This is a genomic window from Streptomyces achromogenes subsp. achromogenes (assembly GCF_000720835.1).
GTDB lineage: Bacteria > Actinomycetota > Actinomycetes > Streptomycetales > Streptomycetaceae > Streptomyces > Streptomyces achromogenes.
This window is the reverse complement of record NZ_JODT01000030.1, coordinates 38,683-62,702: the sequence shown is the minus strand read 5'-3', so window position 1 is coordinate 62,702 and position 24,020 is coordinate 38,683. Positions and strand designations below refer to the sequence as shown.

Genomic DNA, 24,020 nt, shown 5'->3' with positions numbered 1-24,020 from the left:
ACCGGCTCGCGAGACGGTCCTTACGCGTGGGTTGATCATGCGCATAACATCGGCCCCCGAATGAACACGATGACGCTCTGGCACATATCAGGCTGGGAGTTCGCCGCGCTCGCCTTCGCGGCCGTACTCGTCGGCTTCTCCAAAACCGCGGTCAGCGGGGCGAACACGGTCAGCCTCGCGATCTTCGCGGCGGTCCTGCCCGCCCGCGCCTCCACCGGCGTACTGCTGCCCCTGCTGATCGCCGGCGACGTACTCGCCGTCGCCACCTACCGACGGCACGCGCACTGGCCCACGCTGTGGCGGCTGTTCCCGGCGGTGGCGGCGGGCGTGGTGGCCGGCACCCTGTTCCTGGTCTGGGCCGACGACGGGATGGTACGGGTCTCGATCGGCGCGATCCTGCTGCTCATGGCCGGGGTCACGATCTGGCGCCGGCGGACGGCCGAGACCCCGCCGGCCCCCGAGGCGGTGACGAACCGGGCGGGCCGGACGAAGGCCCGCTCCTACGGCGTGCTCGGCGGGTTCACCACGATGGTCGCCAACGCGGGCGGGCCGGTGATGTCGCTGTATCTGCTGTCCGCCGGCTTCCGGAAGCTCGGCTTCCTCGGCACCTCCGCCTTCTTCTTCCTCATCGTGAACGTCTCCAAGGTGCCGTTCAGCGTGGGCCTGGGCCTGATCGACGGACACTCCCTGCTCCTTGACGCCGCGCTCGCGCTGTTCGTCGTGCCCGGGGCGTTGTTCGGCAAATGGGCTGTGAACCGAATCAACCAGCGACTCTTCGAACAACTCGTCATCGCGGCGACGATCGTGGGCGGCGTGCAACTGCTGCTGCGCTGACTGCGCTGTGCGGGCTGGTTGGCGATGGTGGGCGGGAGGATGCGGCCAGCGCGCCACGGGCGGGCTCGGCACTGGGCCGACGGTTTCAAGGGCGGCAGGTGAGTGACCCGTGGGGGGTCGCTCAGGAGGGGCACGTCGGCCGCCGTGGGCACGTACCGGCCGCCGTGCCCCGACACCCCCGACCGAGGCACCCGGCCGGCCGGGCGGTCGCCGTCCGACACCTCCTACGCTCACCTCTATGCCGCGCATGTGCTGATCCTCGGCGGCACCAGGGAGGCCCGTCGCCTCGCCGCCGACCTCGCCGTCCGGCCCGGGGTGCGGGTTATTACCTCGCTCGCCGGCCGGGTCGCCCGGCCCGGGCGCTGCCCGGCGAGGTGCGCGTCGGCGGCTTCGGCGGGCCGGAGGGCCTTGCGGACCGGCTGCGCGAGCACCGGGTGGAGGCCTTGGTGGACGCCACCCACCCCGGGCCCGTTCCCCGCCGGGCTGCTCGGGCGGTGTTCCTGTCAGTCCCGGGTGGGCCGGTCCTCCGCCGGGTTTCTGCGGAGCAGGTACGTGTCCATGATCCAGCCCTTGCGTTCGCGTGCCTCGGCTCGTACGCGCTCGATGCGCGGAGCGGCTTCGGCGATCGGGCCGGAGACGAGGATCTCGTCCGGCGTGCCTATGTAGGCGCCCCAGTAGATGTCCATGTCCTCCTCGGCGTACCGCCGGAAGGCCTGGTGCGCGTCCAGCATGACGACCACGTCGTCCACCCCCTCCGGGAAGCCCTCGGCCAGCCGCCGTCCCGTGGTGATCTGCACCGGCCGGGCGACCCGGTTCAGCCCCGTGCGGTGCCGGGCGACCAGGGCGGAGACGCTGCTGACACCGGGCACCACGTCGTACGTGAACTCCACCGCGCCCCGCGCCAGCACCTCCTCCAGGATGCCCAGCGTGCTGTCGTACAGCGCGGGGTCCCCCCACACGAGGAACGCGCCGGTGCCGTCCTCGTCCAGCTCTCCGGCGATCAGCCGCTCGTAGATCCCGGCGCGGGCGCTGCGCCAGTCGCCGACGGCGGGGGAGTAGGCCGACCCGCCCGCCGAGCGGTCCCGCTCCGGGTCGCGGGCCTCCACCACCCGGTACGACCCGGCCGGCAGGTGCGCGTCCAGCATGTCCCGGCGGAGCTGGGTCAGATCGCTCTTCACCTCGCCCTTGTCGAGGAGGAAGAACACGTCCGTGCTCCGCAGCGTCTTGACCGCCTGCAAGGTCAGCTGGTCGGGGTCGCCCGCGCCGATGCCGATGACATGAATCTTTCGCACGCCCCGAGTCTGCCGCATGCCACTGACAATGCGTCCACCGTCTCCGTACGCGCAGCGACGGTCCATCGACCGCGCAAGGGGAGGCGGCCAGGTCAGAAGCCCGACCGGGGTGCCTCGGCCGGGCCCGGCCGGGGTACCTCGGCGGGGCTTGGCCGGGATGCCTCGGCGGGCCCCAGCCAGGGGGCCTCGACGCGTGGGTCGACCGGTGCCGAGTCGCGCTCCACCCGCTCCGCCAGCTCCCGCGCCCACCGGGTCAGTCCGGGGAGATCCAGTCCGTAGGGCCGGTCCTCGCCCTGCCCGGCCGCCCACTCCTCGACCGCGCCGGCGCCCCGCCGCAGCAGCCGGGCCCCGCCGACGGCGTTGCCCCGGGCCGCGTGGGTCAGCCCGACGGCCAGCTGGGCCAGGCCCCGCCAGAGCGGGCGCTCCTCCGGCGGCCCCGACTTCCAGGCGTCCTCGAACACCTCGTGCGCGTGGAACGGCCGTCCGGCGGCCAGCAGCGCCTGTGCCTCACCGACGGTCTCCTGCGGCGCCCGCAGCACCCCCTCCGGCTGCCGGGGAACGCCCTCGGCGCCGTAGGGCAGGGGACGCCCCAGCCCGTCCCGGGGCCGCGCGTTCCGGGCCCGCCCGTCCGTGTCCCGGTCCCTGGCATCCGATGACCCCGAGTTCGTCATACCGCCGATTGTGCCCCGCCGCGTCCCCCACCGCGCCCCCGCCCCGCTCCCACCCCCGCCCGACCAATGATCCCGATTTGCCCCGTTCTGTGTGAATGTCTGTCCGGCCCTCTTCGGTGCACCCGCCGGTGTGGGGTAAAGTGCTGTCCGCACGATCACGCGGGCCACCGCGCGGCAGTGCATCGGGACGTGGCGCAGCTTGGTAGCGCACTTGACTGGGGGTCAAGGGGTCGCAGGTTCAAATCCTGTCGTCCCGACTTGTGAGAGTCGCAGGTCAGGGCCGGTTTCGGAGGTATCCGAAACCGGCCCTCGGCCGTTTTGGGGGATCAATTGGGGACCACGGCTCCCTTGACCGGTGTCAGCGGGTCATGACGATCGGGCCCGGGAGCGAGCGGGGGACGCGGACCGCTGCTCGCCGAGGGGCTGGTCTTCTTCCTCCGGGAGGAACGGGCCGCGCGGCTGCTCGAAACGGTGGCCGACGCCTGCCCGGCCGAGAGCCGGCCGATCATCGGCATGACCGGCGCGACCCTGCTGCGCCACCCGATGACCCAGCCGCTCCTGCGCTTCTTGCGCGAGGACGGCACGCCGTGGCGGTTCGGCACGGAGGAGCCGGAGGAGTTCCTCGGCCGGCTCGGCTGGACGGAGCGCGGCCCCGAGCAGCCGGGTGGACCGGGCGCCGTCGAAGGACGCCGGCCGTACGCCGTCCCTCTCCACGGCGTGGGTGGGTGCCCCGGAACTGGTTGATCAGCGTCGTTGCGGCAGCATCGGAGGAATAACTACCGCTGCCGGAACGCTGGTTACGGCCGGAACGACGAGACGAAGAGGACAGGCGAGGATGAACGCGCCGCCGGTCAACGACCGGGAACCCGGCACGCACACCGATGAGACGTTAGCCGCCGCGGTGTTCGGGATTTCGTCCTCGCCGGCGTCCCGTCCCCGCGGGCCGAGCCCTTCACGGACGTCCGGCGCCGACACCGCCGACGCACGGTGTCAGGCCGGCGGAGCATGAGGCACGTTCATCGCGACATTCGGAATGTCGGTAATGGTGACAATCGGTTTGGAGATCGCACGGTGGCGGAAAACGACACGTCCGCAGCAGGTTCTCACTGGCGTGTGCCGACCGCGGTTCTGGCCCTCGGTGCGTTCGTGGTCGGAACCGACGGCTTCATCATCGTCGGCCTTTTGCCCGAAATCCGTACGACCCTGCACGTCAGCACTGGTGCTGCCGGTCAGTTGGTGAGTCTGTTCTCCCTCGCGTACGCGATCCTGGGACCCGTCCTCGCCGCGTTCACGGGCACGTGGTCACGGCGCCGGGTCCTCGTCACCGGAGTCGCGCTGCTCGCGGTGGGCAACGCGGTGACGGCGTCGGCGCACCAGTACGGACTGGTGCTGGTGTCACGCGTGCTGGCGGGTGCCGGCGCGGCACTGTTCATGGCGAGCGCCGTGGCCACGGCCGCGTATCTCGCCGGTGAGGAACGGCGGGGCAGGGCGATTGCCATGGTGACCGCCGGGGCGACGCTGGCCCTGGTGCTGGGTGCCCCGCTGGGCACCCTCATCGGCGGGGCATGGGGCTGGCAGGCCGCGATCTGGTTCGTCGCCGCGATCGCCGCCGCGGTGGCGACCGTCGTCGCCGTCCTGCTGCCGCCCGTCCGGCTCGACCAGGGCGCGACGCTGCGGCAGCGTATCGCGCCGCTGACCAACCGACGGGTCCTGCGGATTCTGGTGGTCACCCTGCTGGCGTTCACCGGCATCTTCCTGCCTTTCACCTACATGAGCGCGGTCTTCGCGCCGGCCGTCGACGGTGAGCAGGCCCGGCTCGCGCTGCTGCTACTGGTGTTCGGCGTCGCCGCGACCGGCGGGAATCTGGCGGCCGGCACGCTGGCCGACCGGTACGACCCGCGGCGGGTCGTCGTCGGCGCCACGGCGGGTGTCACCGCGGTCTTCCTGATCATGCTGCCGATCCGGGAGACCTTCGTGCTCGTGGCGATCGCCACAGCGCTCAGTGGTGTGGTGTCGTACTCGGTCATCGGGCCGCAGCAGCACCGGATCATCACCTACGCCCCGCCCGGCGGCGCCTCGGTCGTGACCTCGCTGAACACATCCGCCGCGTACCTCGGCAACTTCCTCTCCAGCGCCCTCGGAGCGGTCATCCTCACCCGCTCGGCGGCTCTGGTCCTGCCCGTCGCGGCGGGCTTCGCGGCCTGCGCGGCCCTGCTCACCTGGTTGCTACGGGAAGGCGCGGAGGCCGCCGACGAAACGGGCGAGCTGCCCGCCACCGCGAAGTGACCCGCCCGGCACCACACCTCCGAGAGAACGGGACACGAACGCACGGCCGGCATGTCGAAACACAGCGCCGATGCCGTCGGCACACCCGTTGGCTACTACCGAGAGGGCCAGGGGCCGGAAATCGTCTCCGCGGGGCTTGGTACGTACTACCCGCCGGCGCTCGGAGCCGGGTGCGCACCGCCCGTCGGCGTGCGGGGCCGTTCGTCGTGTGTGGTGGCGGTCAGGTCCGGGGGTGGTCCGTGGGTGTGCCGGTGAGCCGGAGCAGCATCGTGTCCGAGTTCCCCTCGCGGCCGACCGTCACGAAGCCGCGGGCGGCGTAGAGGCGGACAGCCGGGTTGCCGTCCTCCACGCTCAGGCTCAGGTCGACGCGGGCCCGGGCCGCCTGTGCCACCAGCGTGTCGAGCAGGGCGCCGCCGATGCCGCGTCCGCGGTGCCCGGGGAGGACACCGAGCGTCAGTTCCGGTACCCGCGGGTCGACATGGCCGTAGCCGGGATCGTCGGCGGGGAAGGTCCGTGCCCATGCGGCACCGACCGGGCGGCCCGGGCCGTCCTCGGCCACCACGCCGAAGTCGCCCGGCCGGGGCCAGTCGGTGACGTAGTGCGCGATGCTCGGCGTCCGCAGGATCTCCTCCAGGGTGAACCGCGGCTGGGCCCAGTTGAACGCCTCCAGGAGCACTTCCGCCAGGAAGCCGGCGTCCGCCGCGGTCGCGGGGCGCAGCCGCGCCCTGTCGGCGGGCCTGTCCGTCTCGGTCGCGGGTCCGGTACGCATGGGTTCTCGCTTCGTTCTGTCGCCGACGGGCATTCAGCGTACTGCGGCCCGGGGGCCGGTGGTCACGGCAGGAAGAGGCTGAGGTTGAGGCAGACGACCGCGGCTCCCGCCAAGGCGCCGCAGGCCGTGGTCGCCGGGCGGTTCACCAAGGGGCCCATCAGTTCCCTGTCCCGGGTGGCCAGGAGCAGCGGGACGAGGGCGAACGGAAGGCCGAAGGACAGCACGACCTGGGACCACACTAGCGCCGTCGTCGGATTGACGCCCACCGCCAGGACGAGCAGGGAAGGGAACACCGTCAGGGCCCTGCGCACCACCAGGGAGGGAACCCGGCGGAGGAACCCGGCCATGATCACCTGCCCGGCGTAGGTGCCCACCGAGGAGGAGGAGAGCCCCGAGACGAGCAGCGCCCCGCAGAAGGCCAGTGCCACACCCTCGCCCAGCGTCGCGCGCAGCCCGTCCCGTACGTCCTCCAGGGTCTCCACGAGCGGCCCGGTGCCCCCGGCCAGCTGCGCGCCGACGACGAGCATGGAGGCGTTGACGATCCCGGCGAGCACCATGGCGACGGTCACGTCGAACCGGATCCCGCGCAGCACCGCGCGGTCGTCGCGGCCCGGCCGGAAGACCCCGGCGCGCCGCAGCGTGCCGACGCGTTCCGCCGACCGGGCCGAGTGCACGTAGATGGCGTGCGGCATGACCGTGGCCCCGATGATGCCGACGGCGAGCAGCAGGCTCTCCCGGCCCTCGAAGCCCGGTACGAGACCGGTGGACAGGTCGTGGGTGTCGGGGCCGGCCACGGCGGTGCACCACAGCAGCCCGCCCGCGATGCCGAACAGCGCGCCGGCCACGACCCAGTCGAACCGGTGGCGGCCCCGCCGGTCCAGGAAGAGCAGCGCGAAGGACACGGCCGCCGTGACGGCGCCGCCGAGCGGCAGCGGCATGCCCGACAGCAGGTGGAGGGCGAGGGCACCGCCGATGATCTCCGCCAGGTCGGTGGCCACGACGACCACCTCGGCCTGCGCCCACAGGCCGTAGGTCACCGGACGCGGATACCTGGCCCGGCACAGCTGCATCAGGTCACGGCCGGTGGCGACGCCCAGTTTGGCGGCCAGTGCCTGGAAGAACAGACCGGTCACGTTGGCCAGCAGCACCACCCACAGCAGGCGGTGGCCGAAGTGTGCCCCGGCGGCGAAGTTGGTGGCGAAGTTGCCGGGGTCGACGTAGGCGACGGCGGCGACGAAGGCGGGGCCCAGCATGACCGCGCGGCTCATGACGCCCCGTCCGGCGCCCCGCGGCGCCGGCCCGCTCGCCCCGCTCGCCCCGCTCCGCGGCAGTGTGCCGGCCGGCCGGCCTCGGCCCCCCGGTGCCCGGGGACCGGGGTCAGCCGCCGTCACGGTCGTGCGCCTCCTGCCACGTCCGGGTGATCAGGTGGAACAGATCCGTCTGGTCACCGAGGCCGAGGACCGAGGCGGCGGACGGGCCGTGGGCGGCGATCCTCACCTGGGCGCCGGTGTGCACGAGGATCTCGCCGGGCAGGTTGGTGGCGTAGTTGATCAGCATGGGCTCGCCGTCGTGTGCCAGGAGCATCGCCGTGGCCCCGGGGCTCTCGACGTCGGTGGGGACGATCTGGGCGGAGTGCCCGTGGTCGGCGGTGACCAGGACCAGGGTGTCCCCATGCCGGTCCGCCCAGCGCAGTCCCACGGAGACCGCCTCGTCGAAGGCGGCCACCTCGCTGATCATGCCGCAGGGGTCGCCGTCGTGGCTCGCGGTGTCGATCAGGCCCGCCTCGACCTGCAGCAGGAACCCCCGGCCCGCCGCCCGTCGCTCCAGGATCTCCAGCGCCTTGGCCGTCATCCGGGCCAGCGTCGGCTGGTCCGCCGGGAGGTCGGGGTTGACGCGGCACACGGCCGCGGGGCCCCGGTCGACGCGCGCTGTCGGTCCGACCCAGGCGCGTGCCAGCGCGCCCTCGCCGAACAGGCCGAGCAGCGGCGCATCGGCGTCCGCGGCGGCCAGTTGGGCCGCGGTGGTGACCAGCCGGTAGCTGGCGGCGGCCTGGTCGAGGACGGTGCGGCCGCGGAACTCGCCGGCCCGGACGGTCTGCCGGAAGTACTGCGCGCCGCCGCCGAGCAGGACGTCGGGGCGGGTGCGCACCAGCTGTTCGGCGATGGAACCCGGTCCGCCGTTCTCGGCCGCCTGTGCCGGGCACCGCTGCATGGTGTCCGGTCCCCGGCCGCTGCGGTCGGCCACGTGGGCGCCCATCGCCGCGGGGGTGGGGTCACAGAGTTCCTCGGTGGTGACGATGCCGGTGGCCATCCCGCGTTCCCTGGCCAGTTCCACCAGGGTGGGGACGGGGTCACCGAAGGCGTCCACGCCTATCGCGCCGTTGTAGGTCTTCACCCCGGTCGCCCAGGCGGTGGCCGCGGCGGCGGAGTCGGTGACGTAGTTGTGCCGGGTCGGGTCGCCGGGAACCACCGAGTAGTTGGTCACCGTGCCGGTGAAGAGGAACCCGTCCAGGACGAGCCGCCCGTCGGCACCCCTGAGGTAGTTGCGGGCGATGGTCAGCTCGTCCTCGCCCAGGCCGTCCCCCACGAACAGGATGACGTTGCGGGGTGTGCCCCCGGCGGACAGGGCGAGCGCCTCCTCGGCCCGCGCCGGGTCGCCCCAGGAGCCGGTGCCGGCGGCCTGGGTGGTGCGGTGGCCGTCGTGCGCGGCCGTGTGGGTGTTCACGCCGTCCCTCCCGGCTGCCCGGGGCACGGTCCGGTCCCGTGCCGCGTCCGTTCGTACAGGCCGAGCGCGGCGACGGTCACCGCGTCGGTGAGGTCGCCCGCGTCGTGCATCCGCCACAGTTCCCCGGTGTCGAACTCACCGGTCCACACGTCTCCCTCGCCGGGCTCCGGGGAGCGGCCGACCGCGGTCAGCGACCGCGCGAGGAAGACGTGGCACACGCCGGTCGCGTATCCGTACGCCTCGTGCAGGATGCCGAGCCGGTGCCACTCACCGGCCGTGAAACCGGCCTCCTCGCGCAGTTCCCCGGCGGCCGCTTCCTCCGGCGGGACGCCGGGGTCGGACGCCGAGCCCTGGGGGAATTCCCAGAACCGGCGGCCGACCGGATGCCGGTAGAGGTTGACCATGGCCAGCCGGCCGGGTGCCACCTCCGGCACCACCAGCGCGAAGTCGGACCGCTCCAGCACCGTCCAGACGCCGAGCGAGCCGTCGGGGAAGCGCACGTCGTCCTCGCGCAGCCGCATGTACGGCGACGTGTACGCCTGCCGGGTGGCGAGGACGTCGAACGCGCCGTCGGTGTTCCGCTCCGCCATCAGACCGTCACCGTCTCGAGCAGCCCGGCGTGTTTGCCGCCCCGGGACGCGTCGGCCCACAGCAGGCCGAGCTGCTCCAGCAGGGGTGAGGGCGCGGCGTAGGAGCGGTGGTCCAGCCTGCTCACCGGGACCACGTCGGCGAGCGTCCCGGCCAGGGCGAGGCCGTCCGCGCCGAGCACGGCGGTGCGCTGCAGCGGTTCCCGGGCCCACTCCATGCCCTCGGCCCGGGCGAGCAGGGCGAGCAGGGCGACGGTCACCGAGTCCAGGCAGCCCTCCCACGGCGGCGGGGTGCTGAGCCGTCCGCCGAGCTCCTGCACCACGGCCGCGCCCGCCGACTCCGCGACCCGTCCCGCGGCGTTGAGGACCAGGGCGTCGTCGTACCCGGCCTTCTTCGCCTCCAGCCGGGCGAGGCGGGTGAGCTGGTAGTTGCCGACCACCTTCAGCGCGGGGGGCAGCGTGTCGTCGGTGGGGCGTCGCCACGCGCTGGTCAGCAGAGCCACCGGCGTGGGAGCGGCGGGCGCCTGGCGGAACGCCGCGACGGTCACCGACGCCTCGCGGGCGCGCGGGGTGAGGACCGCGCCGACCACCATGGGCCGGACGTACACGTCGCAGTCCGGGGAGCCGGCGGCCTCCCGTTCGGCGGCGGCGCGGCAGCCCTCGAGCAGCCCGGGGACGCCGGTTTCCAGGGGCAGGCCGAGCACCGCGCAGGACCGGGCCAGCCGGTCGAGGTGCCGCTCGGCGCCGAGCAGCGCCAGGGATCCGTCGGTCTGCCGCCGGGCGACCAGACCGTCGAAGACGCTGAGTCCGCGCAGCAGCGCGTCCGACATCAGGGGGAGCCTCGCCTCCTCCCAGCCGGCGATCTCCCCGTCGAGCCAGATGGTGCCGTTCTGTACGCGCATGGTGAGGTGTCCTTGCGTCAGGGCGGAAGGGGTACGGGCGGTTCGGCGGCGGCCGGCCGCGCGGACGTCACCGGTCGGTGTCGAACCCGTCCGGGCTCCATGCCGCGCGCACGCCCTCCAGGAGCCGTTCGGTCTGCTCCAGCATCCGGCGGACGTTGAACTCCCGGCGCACGGTGGACAGGGCGTTGGTGGCCAGCCGGGCCCGCAGCCGCTCGTCGGCCGCGAGCTGCGCCAGCGCTTCGGCCCAGGCGCCCTCGGCGCGGGGCGGCAGGCGCAGCCCGATGTGCGGGTCGCTTATCACCTCGCGCAGCCCGCTCACGTCGCTGACCACGGTGGGCCGTCCCGCGGCCATCGCCTCCAGCACGGCCAGCCCCAGGCCCTCGGCGAGGCTGGGCTGCACCACCACGTCGCACTCCCGGTACACCTCGGGCATGTCGTCGAGGGCGAGGTCCTGGCGGAGCGTGACCCGGTCCGACAGTCCGAGCTCCTTGACGAGTACGAGCAGCCGCTCGTGGTAGGTGAGGTCGGAGGAGTGGGCCCGGCCCGCGATGACCAGGTGGGCGTCGAGCCCGCCGGCGACCAGCCGGGCGAGCACCCGCACCATGAAGTCCTGCTGCTTGCGGGGGGCGATGCGGCCGCTGAGCACGATGACGAAGCGGCCGTCGGGCCGCCGCGGCCCCTCGGTGGCGAACCGTTCGCACTCGATGCCGTGCGGGATGTGGTGGGTGGTCTCCACCGGGCTGCCGTAGGCGATCGCCTTCTCGTAGTAGAAGCGGCTGCCCGCCACCAGCGCGTTGACCGGCAGGGTGGCGTAGACCAGCCGGGCGCGGCCGCGGCCGAGCGGGCCGCGTTCGGGCTGCTGCTCGTGGAAGTTGGCCACCAGCGGGCGGCCGTAGGTCATGGCGACCATGCTGCCGAGCACGGCCGTCTCGTGGCTGTTGGCGAACACGACGTCCGGCGTGCCCCAGTCGTCGACCAGGGCGGCGAGTTCCTCCGCCGTGCTGAACTGCATCTGCTCCCAGCGGAGTTTCGTCGGGTCGTCCAGCAGTTCCCGGTACGCCACGAGGCGCCGGATCCGGGCCTGGCCGTCGAGGTCGTCGGCGGGCGCGGGGACGCGGTCGCCGTCCGTGGCGACCAGCACGTCGTGGCCGCGGGCGGCCAGTCCGGTCGCGATGGTGCGTATGTAGGACTCGGCGCCGCCGATCAGTGGGTGATAGGCCGGGGCGAGGGCGAGGACGCGCATGGGGTCTCCCGGATTCGTTCGGCTTCAGGGTCAGGCGACGCAGCCGTCGGCCACGGTGGTGTGGTCGGGGATCGTCGCGCCGGGAAGGACGACCGTGTCGTGGAGCCGGGCGCCGGCCCCCACCACGGCGAGGTCCGCGACGAGGACCCGGCCGGTGAGGCGCGCCGTCGGATGGACGCGGGCGGTGGGCGCGACGTGGCTGGCGTCCGCGCCCTCGGGGGCACGGGAGGCGAGGTCGTCGAGGACGGCCCGCCGGTAGGAGTCGGTGGTCCCGAGGTCGTCCCACCGTCCCAGCCACGGGACGACGCAGACCGCCGCCCGCTCGGCCAGCAGCTCGGGGATCAGATGGGCGCCGAAGTCGTACAGGCCGTCGGCCGGGACCCTCTTCAGCAGTTCGGGGCGCAGGCAGTACGCCCCGCCGCTGACCCAGCTGCGCCGGCCGGCCGCCCAGGCCGGCTTCTCCTCCAGCGCGACGGCGCGTCCGCCGTCGTCGAAGCGGAAGACGCCGAAGCGCGAACCGTCGTCCACCTCGACGGCGAGCACGGACAGGTCGCTCCCGCTCTGCTGGTGCCGCCGCACCAGTTCGGCCAGCGCCCCGTCCCCCAGGTACAGGTCGCCGGAGACGACGAGCACGGTGTCGGCGGCGGCGAGTTCGTCCTGGAAGGTGAGCATCGAGCCGGCCGGTCCGCGCAGCCGGTCCTCCCTGCGGCTGAGCACCGGCAGGGCCAGGTCCGCGTGGGCGAAGTACCGCTCGGCCGCCGCCGCGTGGTGGTGCAGGTTGCACAGGACCCGCCGGGGACCGAGTGGCGCCACCTGTCCGACCAGCCGTCCCAGGACGGTCGTCGAGCCGAGCGGGAGGAGGGGTTTGGGCAGCCGGGCGGTGAGCGGCATGAGTCTGCTGCCGGCTCCGGCGCTCAGGATCAGGCACTCCACCGGTGGGTTTCCTTTCGGGTCGGCGGTGCGGGGACCGGGTGGTACGGCTCCGGGTGGTCGAAGAGCTCGGTGCGGGTGAACAGCGGTGTCATCTCCCAGTCCTCGGCGGCCCAGGGCGAGTCACCGGGGCCGTGCGGCGCGAGCAGCGGGCCGGGCCCGGGCAGCGGCCAACCGGGCAGCGACGCACCGGGCAGCGACGGACCGCGCAGGCGGTCGAGGCCGGTGAGCCGAGCGAGCCGTTCCAGGGCGCGGTCCGCGTACATCGGGGCGAGCACCAGCTTTCCCGGCAGGACGGTCACCGCGTTGTCCCAGCCGAGGTCGAAGACGCCGCCCTCGGGCAGTCCGCCGCCGGGCGCGTCCACCTCGACCTTCCTCGCCGGATAGACGCCCCACCGGGCCTCGGGGTCCTCCCACAGGCCGGGCAGGTGGGTGGCGAGCACCCGGGAGGCGGCACCGAGCCAGGACCGGCGCGCGTCCGCGTCCTCGGTGCTCGCCCAGAAGCTGACGAAGGTCGACATCAGGTACACGCGGTCGGGGCCGAGAGGCCGTGACGCCACGAAGAGGCCCTGCGCGCTGTCGGCGGGCAGGCAGAACGCGTGGGGGAGGTCCCGGCCGGTGCGGCACACCAGCATGTAGGACAGCCGGGTCCGTATGCCGAGGGTGCGTGCCCAGGGCCCCAGCAGGTCCGGTGTGCCCAGCCCGGCCGCCAGTACGTAGGCGGGGGCCGTTATGGTCACCGTGCCCTCGCCGGTGAGGACGTCCACGGCCCGCATCGACCGGCCGGAGGGCCACACGGCCGTGGCACGGCCGTGGACGGTGGGGGTGGAGGCCGCGACGCCGGCCACGACGCGCATCGCCGCTCGCGGCGACACCGTGGTCTCCGGTACCGCGAACGTCCCGGCGGTGCCCTCCAGGCCGGGCGCGTCGATGTCCTCCCAGGGCATGCCGAGCGTCTTCCAGGCGGCCAGTGTCTCCTCCCGCTCCGCGGCCCCGGTGAAGCCGACGACGCTTCGTTCGCCGACAACGGCGTCGCCGCCCGCCCGGGCGAGGTGCTCGTCCCACCAGTCGGCGCAGCGGCTCAGGGCCTGCCGCTGGGAGGCGGTGATGCCGCGATAGATGTAGCCGCGGTGCAGATAGCCGTGGCAGTGACCGGTCTGGCCCGCGCCGAGCCGGCTCTGCTCCACCAGGAGCACCGGCACGCCGCGCCGTCTGAGCCGCTCGGTGACCAGCAGTCCGGTCACACCGGCACCGACGACCACCACGCCCGGCCAGTGCACCCGCTCGCCCGTGCCGTCCCCCGTCGGAAGGCCGGTCACCACGGTGCCGCCCCGAACACCAGGCCGGGGGGACGTTCGGTGACCAGGCACCCGTCCTCACCGGCGGGCTCCAGCAGGATCCGCCGCACGGGCCAGACGGCGCCCCGGTCCCCGGGCCGCAGCAGCGGTCCGCCGTCCGGCGGGGCGGCGGGCAGGGACAGCTCCAGGGCCGGGCCGCCGGTCTCCATCCGGATCTGCGTGTGCTCCCTCACCACGCCCGCCGGCGCGGCGGCGGCCCGCAGCGGGGCCCACAGGACGGGCGGGAAGGACCGGGGGACCGGGCAGGTGGACAGGCCCTCGCGCACGTGGAAACCGACACCGCCGAAGCCGCCGGGCACCGGGTACGCGATCCGCAGTTCGTCGCCGATCGCGCAGAGCACGGCATCGGCCGGCACGCTCGGCAGCACCACCCGGGTCCGCCCCTCGACGACCGCGGCGAGGTGCTGGTGGCGTACGTCGATGTGGAAGAGGACGCCGTCGCGGACGAGTGGCCCGCGCACCGCGGCGGGTGGGACGCGCAGCCGGTGCACGGCCACGGCATCCGCGCACGCGCCCGGGGTCGGCCGGTCCCGCGGCACCGGCGGGGCGGGGCGTCCGGGGCCGCTGGAAAGGCGGCTCACTGCGACCCCGCCCATTTGCCCGGCACCTGGGTCTGCGGGCTGCCGGGCTCCGTGGTGCCGGCCGCGGGCGGCGCGGCCTCGCGCGCGGGACCGGCGGGCGGCGCGGCCGGGTCCGTCGGGGGAGCGGTCGGGTCCGGGGTGCGGGACTCCGGGAAGCGCACCGCGTGCGGCAGCCGCGCCGAGGCGGCCGCGAAGCACAGCCCGCCCGCGGCGATGACGACGGCGAGCAGGACCCAGGTGAGCACCGACGACAGCTCGAAGACGAAGCTGAAGCAGGCCGGGAAGACCGCCATGCCCACGGCTGCCGCGGTCTGGAACACCGCGACGGTGCGGCCGCGCACCGCGTCGGGTGCCGACTCGGTCATCAGGGCGTTGGAGGCCGGCATGTACAGCGCGTCCACGACGGCCAGCACAATGCCGACGAACACCACGACGCACCAGGCCAGGACCGACCGCCGCTCCGGCAGGACGGCCATCACCAGCAGCGAGGCGGACAGCAGCCCGGCGGAGAAGCAGATGACCCCGGCGCGGGAGCGGAAGCGCACGGCGTGGCTGAGCGGCGTCTGGATCAGCGCCGCCACACCGGTGTTCAGCGCGAAGAGCAGCGTGGACACGAAGACCGGCATGTCCCACCGCTCCACGAACAGCAGCGGCAACGCCACGGAGGGCAGCAGCATCACCGGGCTGAGCAGCAACTGCCCGACCACGAAGAGGAGGTTGGTGCGGCCGGCGAGCACGGTCCGCCAGCCCCGTACGGCCTGCAGGAGTTCGGGGTCCTCGTCGTCCGCCGCGGGGGGCACGTCGCCGGTCGCCGGGGTCATGGGCTGGAGGACGAACAGCAGCGCGGCCACCACGCAGGTGGCGATGTTGAGGACGACCAGCCAGCGGGCGCCGACGTCGGTGCTGACGGCGAGGATCAGGGTGGCCAGGAGCGCGCCCAGCCCCATGGCGCCCGCCTTGATCGACTCCAGGAAGGCGAACCAGCGCTCGAAGGGCCGTCCGTGGCTCAGCGTGTGCACGTACGACGACCAGCAGGCCCAGTACATCCGGTCCGCGACGGCGACCAGCAGCATGGCCAGGAAGGCCGTGAGCAGTCCGTCCGTGAAGAGGTACAGGACGTAACCCGCCGCCGACACCAGGTTGTTGGTGACCATGGCCAGCTTGGGGCCGAAGCGGTCCGTCATCGCTCCGCCGGCCAGCCCGGCGGGCAGCGACAGCAGGGTGGCCGCCGTGAGGGCGACGCCCAGTGACGCGACCGGGATGTCCGTGGTGAGGGTGAAGTACAGCAGGGAGATGGGGATCATCAGCCCCACCCCCACGGTGTCCACGAGGACCGCGGCCGTGGTCCGGCGCACCTCCGTCAGCGGGGGTACGCCGAACCGGGCCGGCAGTCCCTTGTTCTCTGTGCTCACGCCGTGTCCGTCCTCATGTCGTGCGGCATCTCGTGCGCGTACTTGGCCGGGTCGCCGAGCGGCCCCGGGTCGGCCGGCCGCGGTGTCCTGGCGATGTGCTGGTTGGCCCGGCGGCCCTCGGCGTCGACCATGACCGGCCGGCGGTGCCACAGGTGCGCGAGCGGCCGGCTCCAGCGGGGCACGGACGTGTGCCGCAGCACCTGCCGGTAGAACTCGTTGTCCTCGTCGCCCCAGCCGCGGAAGCGCTCGTCGTAGCCGCCCACGGTCTCGAAGAGCTCCCTGGTGACGCAGACGTACCCGCCCCACACGTCGCGGAGCGCGAAACCCCGCAGGCCGGCCGGGTCCGCGCTCGCCGGGCCGCCGGGTGCCAGCAGCGACCGGATGGCCCGGCCGCTGCTGACCGGGTCGAGAAAGATCAGGTCGCCGTAGGGCAGCAGCGCCGGCGGGCCCTCTTCCAGGCAGGCCACCACCCTGGACAGGTGGTCCGGCTCCACCACCATGTCGGCGTCGTGGAAGCACAGGTGACGCGCCTTCGGCACGGCCGCCACACCGGCGTTCAGCGCCCAGCTCTTGTTGAAGGCACCGGGGTTGGGGAGGAACAGGTACTCGTCGACGAGGCCGGCGAGGTACCGGTCCATCCGGGGCCGCACGTCCTGCTCCACGACGACGACGCGGTACGCGGACCGGTCGAGGTCCTGCCGCAGCGCGGAGGCGACGGCGGCCACGGCGTTGCGCGCCCGGCCGGTGTCGGACGGGTGCGCCCGGACCGGGACGACGACCGCCATCAACGGGTCGCCCGTGCCCGCCCGGGGAGCCGGACGGAGTGCCGGGTCGTCGGCGAGCAGGGCGAGGACCTCTTCCGGGGTCCGTGGAGCGGGGGGCTCGTCCGGCGTGGGCTGCCGGTAGGCGGCGCCCAGGTGGTACCGGACGACGCTGGTGCGCGTCACCTCGGCGAGCAGCTCGGTGAGCCGTGCGGCGAACGCGCCGCCACGGGCGAGCTCGGCGGTGAGGGCCGCCTCGACAAGCCGGTACGCGGTGGCGTCGGCGGGGTCCCCGGCCAGTCGCCGCAGGACCTGTGGAACCGACCCGTCCGCCCAGGCGTGGGACAGCAGCGCGGTCCGCACCGCGCGATGGGCGGCCTCCGTCTCCCGCCAGGTGCTGGCGTTGACGGCGGCCTCCGGGTCGCAGGCGGCGACGTACACGCCCGCCGCGTCACGGGCCGTCGTCCCGGCGGCGGTGGCGAGGGGCTGCCGCGCGCCGGAGCCGGCGGGCCGGTACCCCACGGCGGGCTCAGGCACGGCCGTGCTCCTCGTGACGCGGGGCGCCGCCGGCCGCCCGGCCGCCCACCCCGGCCGCCGCGGGCGCCCGCAGCGGGGTCAGCGCACGGCGCGGGTTGTGCCGGAACAGGTGGTCGAAGGCGGTGTCGTCGGTGGTGAGGCCGGCGACGTTGCGGCGCTGGGCGTCGAGCCCCCGGGAGCCGGCCGCCACGATGCCGTCGGAGCGGTACCAGAGACCGCTGCCCTGACGGTGGTGGAGTTCCTCGCCGGCCAGGAAGGGGACGCTGGTGTCGTCGGTGATGCCGATCACGCGCTCGGGGCCGAGGTGTTCCAGCGTGCGGCGGCAGACCTCCAGGTCGACGTGGTCACCGTCGAAGTTGAGGAACGGCAGCAGCCGCCCTTCCCGGGCGGCCCGCAGCAGGGTGGCCGGCACCGGGCCCAGCAGCCGGTCCAGGTCCGCCGTGTCCCAGTCGGCCGCGAGCACCGGCGCGAGCTGCTCGGCACGGCGGGAACGTTCCTGCGCGGTGCGCCACACGTGCCGGAAGGCGCGCGGCATGTCGTTGTAGAGGTGGTCCGTCAACAGGACCTCGGGGCCGGGGCCGTAGCGGTCCTGCACGTGCTCGATGACGGCTCGGGTGCGTTCGGCGCTCAGCTCCGGCGCGTCGTGCTGGAAGTGCCCGAGCGCGATCTTGACGCCGTTGGCGTAGCAGAGGTCGATGACGTCCCGGTAGGACAGGCCGTCGTCCAGCTCGTCGTCGAGGTCACCCATGTCGGGGCCCATGACGATGTACCGCAGTCCGTACCGGCCCAGGGCGGCGATGCGCTCCCATTCGCGGGCGGTGGGCGACCAGATCCCGCGCGGCGGCACCCCGCCCGTACGTCCCAGGAGAGGACCCTCCACGGAGAAGCCGGAAATGGCCGGCAGCAACGAGCGGTTCTCGTGCCAGGCGCACATCACTTCCGCCAACGCAGAAATATGGTCGCGCCCCAAGAAAATTCCCGGGACGACGTCGAACCCCCCTTCCACGGCGAGTTCATGCACCGCGCCCAATTGTTCGGGAGACATCGAGCTGTAGTCGATCGTTCCGATGCCATGGGTATGAATAAGAACGGGCCGCTCGTTCATCGTCGTCGTCCTCCAACGTGTACGCGCTCGCGTTCAGGCGATCTCGCATACTTCCGGGAGCAACGTTCACTGTCAACGTTGTCAGAGTTTCCCTTTTCCAAGTTGGCCACCCCGGCGGACCGCGGACCCGAAAGGACCGTGCTCCCGCCGGATCCGCGGCACCGCGTCGGCGTGCCGGGGTGTCCGACCGCGCCGACAACGCGGTTGAACGGCGGCGCGTGCCCGTCCGGCTCGGACGGGCACGCGCCGCGGCCGGCCGTCAGTACACCCGCACGCTCAGCGCGGGGAAGTCGAAGGACGGCAGGCTGCCGGTGACGGACAGGCCCCTCCCGGTGCAGTCGGCACCCATGAAGAGGGTCGCGGACCTGCTGTTGTTGTTGACGGCGGAGTGCGCGCGGTCCGCCCAGCCGTGCTCCGCCAGGTCGACGCAGACCGCGACGCCCGGCTCGAGCGACTGGACGGTGAACCTCTCGCCGGTGTAGTCCGTCCCCTCGAACAGGCAGAGCGCGCCCGAGAACTCGCACACCGCGGCGGACGCCGGCGCCGGCTGCGCCGCGGCGGGTACGGTGCCCGCCGCGACGATCGCGCCGGCACCGGCAGCGGCGGCGAGCAGACGGCCGCGGGTGAATACTGCACGGAACATGAAAAACCCTTTCCTCGTTGCGGATCGGTGTTTCCCGGCACCTCCCGGCCGCCCGACGCTGGGCTCCGGGAGAAGCGGGAATCCGGTACGGACCGCGCTCACCCCGTCGGGGTGCAATGCGCGCGGACATTCCCCGGCGTTCATCGGCGTTCAAGAAAAGGCCGACGGCGTCCGGTGGAAATTTGGGGCCCGTGGCGCCACGGCGGCCGTATTCGGGCATGCCGTCGCGGAGCGCGCGGCATGAACTCACCGGCTTTTTCCCCGCTGGGCTGCCTTCGCATTCCGCGCGCCCCAGGGCGGCCGGAATACGGTACGGGCGGGCGGCGTGGCGCCGCTCAGGACGTGGTCACTCCCGGATCGCCTTCGCCACCATCGCCTGGGCCTCTTCCAGGACGCGGGCGAGGTGCCCGGGGCCGAGGAAGGACTCGGCGTAGACCTTGTGGAGGTTCTCCGTTCCGGACGGACGGGCCGCGAACCAGGCGTTGCGCGTGGTCACCTTGATGCCGCCCAGGGGTGTGCCGCTGCCCGGCGCGTGGGTGAGTACCGACTCGACGTCCTCCCCGGCGAGCCGCCCGGCCGGCAGCCGCCCGGCGGACAACCGGGCCAGCGCGGCCTTCTGTCCGGGAGTGGCGGGGCTGTCGACCCGGACGTAATGCGGACGGCCGAGGCGCTCGGTGAGCCGGAGCCACCGCTCCGAGGGCGAGGACCCGGTGACGGCCATGATCTCGGCGGCGAGCAGGGCGGGAACGATGCCGTCCTTGTCGGTCGTCCAGACCGAGCCGTCCCGGCGGAGGAACGACGCCCCGGCCGACTCCTCACCGCCCCAGCAGAGTTCCCCGGTCCACAGTCCCTCGGTGAACCACTTGAAGCCGACCGGCATCTCCACCAGCGGCCGGCCCAGTTCCGCGGTGACCCGGTCCACCAGGGCCGAGGTCACCACGCTCTTGCCGATCCCGGCGGCCGCCCGCCAGCCCTCCCGGTGGGCGTGCAGGTAGGGGACGGCCACGGCGAGGTAGTGGTTGGCGGGGAGCAGTCCGCCGTCCGGGGTGACGATGCTGTGCCGGTCGGCGTCGGCGTCGTTGGCGACGGTCACGTCGTACCGGCCGCGCCCCTCCACCAGCGCTGTCATGGTGTGCGGTGACGAACAGTCCGTCCGTAACCTGCCGTCGTGGTCGGGTGCGACGAACCGCCAGGTGGGGTCGGTGCGGTCGTTCAGTACGGTCAGGTCGAGGCCGTACTGCTCGGCGATCCGGCCCCAGTAGGCCACCGAGGCGCCGCCCAGCGGGTCCGCCCCGATCCGGACGCCGCCGGCGCGCACCGCGTCCAGGTCGAGCACGGACGGCAGGTCGTCGACGTAGGCACCGAGGAAGTCGTACCGCCCTGTCGTGTCCGCGGCCCGCGCACGGGCGTAGGGCACGCGGCGCACCTGTGACAGCCCGGTGGTGAGGAGCTCGTTGGCGCGCTGCTCGATCCACGCGGTGGCCGTGGCCGAGGCGGGGCCGCCGTGCGGTTCGTTGTACTTGTAGCCTCCGTCGGCCGGCGGGTTGTGCGACGGCGTGATCACCACGCCGTCGGCCAAGCCCCGCGAGCCACGCCCCCGGTTGTGCGCGAGCACCGCGTGGGAGACGGCCGGAGTGGGGGTGAAGGCACCCGGCGCGTCCTGCAGGACGGTCACCCCGTTGGCGGCGAACACCTCGAGGGCGGTGATCCGGGCGGGTTCCGACAGGGCGTGCGGGTCCACGCCGAGGAAGAGCGGGCCGGTGACACCGCGTGCGGCGCGGTAGTCGGCGACCGCCTGGCTGACGGCGGCGATGTGGTCGTCGTTGAAGGCGGCGTCCAGGGAGGAGCCGCGGTGCCCGTTGGTGCCGAAGACGACGCGCTGCCGCGGATCCTCGGGGTCGGGCCGCAGTGAGTGGTACGCACCGACCACCCGGGAGACGTCGATCAGCTCCTCCCGGTGCGGTACGGCCACGTCGGTCTGGTCCTGTGGCATCTCGTCTCCTCGTCTCCTCGGTCCGGGCCCGCGCGCCGGCGGTCCCGGCTTCCTCGTGTTTCTTCCATGGCCCTGGTGTGGTCCCCGCCCCGGCGGGGCGGGCGGATCAGTGCGTCAGATCCCGCGTGCTCGCGCTGTGCGCCCGCTCCAGTTCTTCGGCGAGGGACTGCCAGATGCCGGAGTAGCCGCGCATCAGTTCGGCGAGAGGAGCCAGGCAGTGCGGGGGCACGGACGTGACGATCCGCCGCTGGTCGCGCACCGCGGTGGCGCAGACCCGCAGAAGGCGCAGGACCTCGCGGCCGGTCGAGGTGAGCCGCAGCGACGGGTCGCGGCACAGCGTGTCGATCACCCGGGTGAGTGCCTCGGGCGAGGCGGGCGCCGTCCGGGGGAACTCGCCGTCCGCCGGCCCGGGCCGGTGACCGGGCCGCCGCGCCGCGCGCTCCGCCGCACGGCGCAGCCGGTCGGGCAGCGGGTCGGCTCCCCGCAGCAGCCGGTCCCGTACGTCCGCCGCGGTGGCGGGCGAGATCCCGGCCGCCCGGGCGACCTGCCGGAGCGAGGCGGTGGGATCCTGCCGCAGCAGCTCGCCGGCCCGGGCCCGTCCCGCGGCCGGATCCACGGGCCGTGACCTGCCGTCGCGCCCGATCCGGGTCCTGACGCCGGTGGCCGCTGCGCCCTCCCGCAGTCGCGCCACCTTTGACGCGGAGATGCCCGCGACGGCCGCGACGCTCCGGTCCGACCAGCACGGGTGGGTGGCCAGGATGCGCAGGGCGGCGGCGGTCCGGTCGGTCCGGGAGAGCGTCAGCCCGTGCGCCGTGTTCAGCGCGACGGACAACAGGTACGCCTCCTCCTCCCCGCCCTCGAAGAACTGCGCGCCGATCCGCCGCAGCCCCCGTAAGGAGGCGGCCCTCACCCGGTGCGCCCCGTCGACGACCCGCATGGTGGCCCGGTGCACCACGATCGGCGGCAGTTCTGTGTCCGCCTCCCCGAGCAGCCGCACATGGCGGGAGTCCTCACCGCGCGACCGGGGTGAGCCGGTCAGCCGGAGATCGTCGATGAGGACCTGTTCCACCGGGGACCGGCGGATCTCGCTGATCCTCCGGGCGATCTCGCGGGCGGCTCCCTGGTCGTCGGTGTCCGGTCGGCTGGCGTTGCTCATCCCATCCCCCTGGGCCCTGTCGTCGGATGATCTTTGCTGGTGGATCACGCTCTGGTGCTAAGTCGCCATGAACTGTCCGATCCTGAGCGGGAGTTCGTTCGGCCTCTGCTTCCGGTCCGGTCGCGGGACCGGATGCGGTGGGACGACCGGACGGTCCTCGACGGGCTCGTGTGCAAGTGCCGTACCGGAGTGGCCCGGCGGGAGGTGCCCGAGCGGTACGGGCCGGGGGCCAGGCCGCACACCGGTTTCCGCCGGTGGGCCGACGAGGGACCTCCGAGCGGATGCCGCGGGCAGCGCGGGCCGGGGCGGACGCGGGTGATCACCCACGCGGCGCGCAACGATCGATTCATTTCCACCTGATCCAGAGAGTGAGGGGGACACGCGCCCCGCGCGGGGCGGCAGCGGAGCGAGGAGCGGGAGCGCTCCCATTGGATCCCAGGACTCCGCCAAGAGTCTGTGACAGAGACTGGGAGCGCTCCCATCAGCCACGGGCCGACGGGTGCCCGGGACGTCCGCTAGGCCGGGACCATACCTCCCTCCGGCACCAGGACGACCATCTGGGCTGTGTGCGGGGCGCCCGGCGCCGCCGACAGGGCCTGCTTGTTCCCGGAGGTGGCGGCCATCGACATCGTCTGCCCGAGAGGGCTGCGGAAACCGCCGGGTGGGGAGCAGTCGCGGCCGAGGTCGAAGGTGGCGGAGGCGCAGTCGACGCAGCCCCTGCCGTCCGTGCCGTACAAGCGACCCCCCGGTGTTGTCCGTCCGGTTCCCGGTGCTGTCCGTCGGGACGGCAAACCGTCGGGCCGTCCCGTTCGCCGCCTACAGTGAATGCGCCTTTCCTCGGATCCCCACTGGTCGACGCGCCCTCCTGAAGGCGACGTTCCGATCGGCCCTCGTGACGTGTTCGCGGATCTGCCGCACTGCCCCTCGCCACGGCATGTCGGGTACCGAGCGGGAGCGCGGCGGCTGTGCCCCTTCCGGGTTCCTCGCCGACGAGTCACGACCGGCTCGTGACGAACGGTCGCACGATAAACGACTGACGGCCAGGACGGAAAAGGGCGGAAACTGATCACCGAACAGGAGTTCACCCTACCCAGGTGTCGGCCCCCGTCAAGCGATTTCGGGCCCTCCCCCTGCATATTTTCGGCCACTTGTCCGACCGCACCTGTACCTTGCGTTCCTTGTGTCAACCGGCTTCCCGGTACGCGGACAGCGGTCGGCGACGGAAAGGCGCCAACCGTTCGGTCCGGGGCCCGGGGGCCCGTGCCGGTCGGGTGGCAGGCGGCGGACCGGTGCGTACTACGGGCGCCGAACGCCGGGCGGATACCGTCCCGGACGGACTTCGATTGTGGAGGGCGCGGTCAGGACCGCAGCCCGCTTGCTATTCACCGTCGGCGACGGAACAACCAAGTCGTCGGGGAGCTCCTGCGCCACGTAGTCCACGAGAGGCGGATGCTGGCAGGTCGCGCCGAGCACGCCTACAGCCTGCGGCGGGTGGCCAAGGTGTTCGGCCGCATAGGGAAACCGAGTGCGGCAGCGGAACCGGCTCAGGGGATCCTGGGCTTGGCGAGCACCGCCGACAGCCCCTCCCGCCGGCGCTGGGACACGTACGCCGCGGCCGATGCGCTCCTCGCGGCGGGCGACGCAGGCACGGGGGACAGCGCCCGTGCCGCCGCGCTGCTGGAGGAGATCAGTCACCCTGCCCGGCGTGGGGTGGCCACACCGGCCGTCGTCAAGCCCCTGCCCGCAGGGGCGCCTCACAATGGTCGAGGCACTGTGCTCGGGCCTGTGGGAGCGGTGATCGAGGAGATCGCCGCTGTGGCGCCGGAGCACCTGCCCGTCCTGACTCCCACGCTTGAAGCCGCCGGCCTCGGCAGGAGTGGCGCTTACCAGTAAGTGCGCGTGATCTTTTCAGGCAGCCGCCCCTGCGTCTCCAGCCCCTGGAAGATGGCCGATGCCACGATCAGGAAAGCGCGGCGGAGCCTCAGGTTCCGGTCGGGATTTTCTACATTGCCGACGTTCCTGTCGAGGAGCATGTCACCGAGAGGTATTCCGTCCAAGGTGCAGGGACGGGCGACTGCTCCTCCTGGATCTATGAGTATGTTCCCGGTGACACCTTCTGCGGTTTCCCATGTGTAGACGTGTCCCGCTTCGAGGGAAAAAATCTTCTTGCAGGTCAGTGATGCTGTCACGGGAATTTCCACCCTTTCGCTCGCGTCAGGGATTTGATCGCCGGGAT

The 24,020-nt window shown here is 73.2% G+C and carries 24 protein-coding genes, 1 tRNA gene and 1 pseudogene; 7 read left to right on the top strand and 19 right to left on the bottom strand.

What is annotated here, in order from left to right:
- Positions 1-60: 60 nt before the first annotated feature.
- Together IH25_RS0127770 and IH25_RS42525 are read left to right on the top strand one after the other, a co-directional pair.
- Positions 61-834 carry a sulfite exporter TauE/SafE family protein gene (locus tag IH25_RS0127770; protein ID WP_030616317.1) on the top strand — a complete coding sequence of 258 codons (774 nt, stop codon included), beginning with the start codon at positions 61-63 and terminating at the stop codon, positions 832-834.
- Positions 835-1,083: 249 nt separating this feature from the next.
- Positions 1,084-1,328, top strand: a pseudogene (locus IH25_RS42525) (precorrin-6A/cobalt-precorrin-6A reductase); the annotation flags it as partial.
- Between the two features lie 9 nt (positions 1,329-1,337).
- Here IH25_RS42525 and cobF read toward each other — a convergent pair.
- Entirely contained in the window at positions 1,338-2,126 is a 789-nt protein-coding gene (cobF, locus tag IH25_RS0127765) for a precorrin-6A synthase (deacetylating) (RefSeq protein ID WP_030616314.1), read from the bottom strand.
- 92 nt (positions 2,127-2,218) lie between these two features.
- Positions 2,219-2,797 (bottom strand): DUF309 domain-containing protein, encoded by a 579-nt coding sequence (locus IH25_RS0127760; protein WP_037655705.1) that lies wholly within the window; start codon positions 2,795-2,797, stop codon positions 2,219-2,221.
- 183 nt (positions 2,798-2,980) lie between these two features.
- Here IH25_RS0127760 and IH25_RS0127755 point away from each other — a divergent pair.
- The 3 genes from IH25_RS0127755 (at position 2,981) to IH25_RS0127745 (ending at position 5,083) form a co-directional block, all read left to right on the top strand.
- Positions 2,981-3,054: transfer RNA gene (locus IH25_RS0127755), tRNA-Pro, on the top strand.
- A 214-nt stretch (positions 3,055-3,268) separates the two neighbouring features.
- Positions 3,269-3,541 carry a hypothetical protein gene (locus IH25_RS37865; protein ID WP_051754146.1) on the top strand — a complete coding sequence of 91 codons (273 nt, stop codon included), beginning with the start codon at positions 3,269-3,271 and terminating at the stop codon, positions 3,539-3,541.
- Between the two features lie 369 nt (positions 3,542-3,910).
- Positions 3,911-5,083 carry an MFS transporter gene (locus IH25_RS0127745; RefSeq protein WP_030616308.1) on the top strand — a complete coding sequence of 391 codons (1,173 nt, stop codon included), beginning with the start codon at positions 3,911-3,913 and terminating at the stop codon, positions 5,081-5,083.
- A gap of 220 nt (positions 5,084-5,303) precedes the next feature.
- Here the strand turns inward: IH25_RS0127745 and IH25_RS0127740 are convergent, their stop codons facing one another.
- The 15 genes from IH25_RS0127740 to IH25_RS0127670 all read right to left on the bottom strand — a co-directional run bounded on the left by IH25_RS0127740 (position 5,304) and on the right by IH25_RS0127670 (position 21,784).
- Positions 5,304-5,852 carry a GNAT family N-acetyltransferase gene (locus tag IH25_RS0127740; RefSeq protein WP_051754145.1) on the bottom strand — a complete coding sequence of 183 codons (549 nt, stop codon included), beginning with the start codon at positions 5,850-5,852 and terminating at the stop codon, positions 5,304-5,306.
- Positions 5,853-5,914: 62 nt separating this feature from the next.
- Entirely contained in the window at positions 5,915-7,120 is a 1,206-nt protein-coding gene (locus IH25_RS0127735) for an Nramp family divalent metal transporter (protein ID WP_078844445.1), read from the bottom strand.
- A gap of 109 nt (positions 7,121-7,229) precedes the next feature.
- A complete protein-coding gene (locus IH25_RS0127730) occupies positions 7,230-8,576 on the bottom strand; it encodes an alkaline phosphatase (RefSeq protein WP_051754144.1) in 1,347 nt (448 codons plus the stop codon).
- Positions 8,573-9,166 carry an NUDIX domain-containing protein gene (locus IH25_RS40835; protein ID WP_051754143.1) on the bottom strand — a complete coding sequence of 198 codons (594 nt, stop codon included), beginning with the start codon at positions 9,164-9,166 and terminating at the stop codon, positions 8,573-8,575. Before IH25_RS40835 ends, IH25_RS0127730 begins: the two co-directional genes overlap by 4 nt.
- Positions 9,166-10,065 (bottom strand): aminotransferase class IV, encoded by a 900-nt coding sequence (locus tag IH25_RS38665; RefSeq protein WP_051754142.1) that lies wholly within the window; start codon positions 10,063-10,065, stop codon positions 9,166-9,168. Before IH25_RS38665 ends, IH25_RS40835 begins: the two co-directional genes overlap by 1 nt.
- Positions 10,066-10,132: 67 nt before the next feature.
- On the bottom strand, positions 10,133-11,308 hold the full coding sequence (locus IH25_RS0127715; protein ID WP_030616287.1) for a glycosyltransferase family 4 protein: 1,176 nt from the start codon (positions 11,306-11,308) through the stop codon (positions 10,133-10,135).
- A 30-nt stretch (positions 11,309-11,338) separates the two neighbouring features.
- On the bottom strand, positions 11,339-12,241 hold the full coding sequence (locus tag IH25_RS0127710; RefSeq protein ID WP_030616283.1) for a nucleotidyltransferase family protein: 903 nt from the start codon (positions 12,239-12,241) through the stop codon (positions 11,339-11,341).
- Positions 12,229-13,557 carry an FAD-dependent oxidoreductase gene (locus IH25_RS0127705; RefSeq protein ID WP_167346052.1) on the bottom strand — a complete coding sequence of 443 codons (1,329 nt, stop codon included), beginning with the start codon at positions 13,555-13,557 and terminating at the stop codon, positions 12,229-12,231. Before IH25_RS0127705 ends, IH25_RS0127710 begins: the two co-directional genes overlap by 13 nt.
- A complete protein-coding gene (locus IH25_RS0127700) occupies positions 13,554-14,192 on the bottom strand; it encodes a hypothetical protein (RefSeq protein WP_157847027.1) in 639 nt (212 codons plus the stop codon). The genes IH25_RS0127705 and IH25_RS0127700 overlap by 4 nt, the downstream gene beginning before the upstream one ends.
- Positions 14,174-15,589, bottom strand: a complete 1,416-nt coding sequence (locus IH25_RS0127695) for an MFS transporter (RefSeq protein WP_030616274.1) — start codon at positions 15,587-15,589, stop codon at positions 14,174-14,176. Before IH25_RS0127695 ends, IH25_RS0127700 begins: the two co-directional genes overlap by 19 nt.
- Entirely contained in the window at positions 15,586-16,887 is a 1,302-nt protein-coding gene (locus tag IH25_RS38660) for a galactosyltransferase-related protein (RefSeq protein WP_051754141.1), read from the bottom strand. The genes IH25_RS0127695 and IH25_RS38660 overlap by 4 nt, the downstream gene beginning before the upstream one ends.
- On the bottom strand, positions 16,880-17,833 hold the full coding sequence (locus tag IH25_RS0127685; RefSeq protein WP_157847026.1) for a hypothetical protein: 954 nt from the start codon (positions 17,831-17,833) through the stop codon (positions 16,880-16,882). Before IH25_RS0127685 ends, IH25_RS38660 begins: the two co-directional genes overlap by 8 nt.
- 418 nt (positions 17,834-18,251) lie before the next feature.
- Positions 18,252-18,635, bottom strand: a complete 384-nt coding sequence (locus IH25_RS0127680) for a peptidase inhibitor family I36 protein (RefSeq protein WP_030616266.1) — start codon at positions 18,633-18,635, stop codon at positions 18,252-18,254.
- Positions 18,636-18,981: 346 nt separating this feature from the next.
- A complete protein-coding gene (locus IH25_RS0127675) occupies positions 18,982-20,628 on the bottom strand; it encodes a phosphohexomutase domain-containing protein (protein WP_051754139.1) in 1,647 nt (548 codons plus the stop codon).
- Between the two features lie 106 nt (positions 20,629-20,734).
- Complete coding sequence (locus IH25_RS0127670; protein ID WP_030616260.1) at positions 20,735-21,784, bottom strand: ParB N-terminal domain-containing protein; 1,050 nt, start codon at positions 21,782-21,784, stop codon at positions 20,735-20,737.
- Between the two features lie 39 nt (positions 21,785-21,823).
- On the opposite strand from IH25_RS0127670, the gene IH25_RS43120 reads away from it, so the two are divergent.
- Positions 21,824-22,144, top strand: a complete 321-nt coding sequence (locus tag IH25_RS43120; RefSeq protein WP_157847025.1) for a transposase — start codon at positions 21,824-21,826, stop codon at positions 22,142-22,144.
- 155 nt (positions 22,145-22,299) lie between these two features.
- Here IH25_RS43120 and IH25_RS0127665 read toward each other — a convergent pair whose 3' ends face one another.
- The gene (locus IH25_RS0127665) at positions 22,300-22,521 is read right to left on the bottom strand and encodes a hypothetical protein (RefSeq protein ID WP_030616256.1); all 222 of its coding nucleotides are present in this window, start codon (positions 22,519-22,521) and stop codon (positions 22,300-22,302) included.
- 712 nt (positions 22,522-23,233) lie between these two features.
- On the opposite strand from IH25_RS0127665, the gene IH25_RS0127660 reads away from it, so the two are divergent.
- Entirely contained in the window at positions 23,234-23,677 is a 444-nt protein-coding gene (locus IH25_RS0127660; RefSeq protein WP_030616253.1) for a hypothetical protein, read from the top strand.
- On the opposite strand, the gene IH25_RS41335 is transcribed toward IH25_RS0127660, so the two are convergent.
- Positions 23,668-23,973: a hypothetical protein gene (locus IH25_RS41335; protein WP_157847024.1), complete on the bottom strand. Its 306-nt coding sequence runs from the start codon at positions 23,971-23,973 to the stop codon at positions 23,668-23,670. The genes IH25_RS0127660 and IH25_RS41335 overlap by 10 nt on opposite strands.
- Positions 23,974-24,020: the final 47 nt, after the last annotated feature.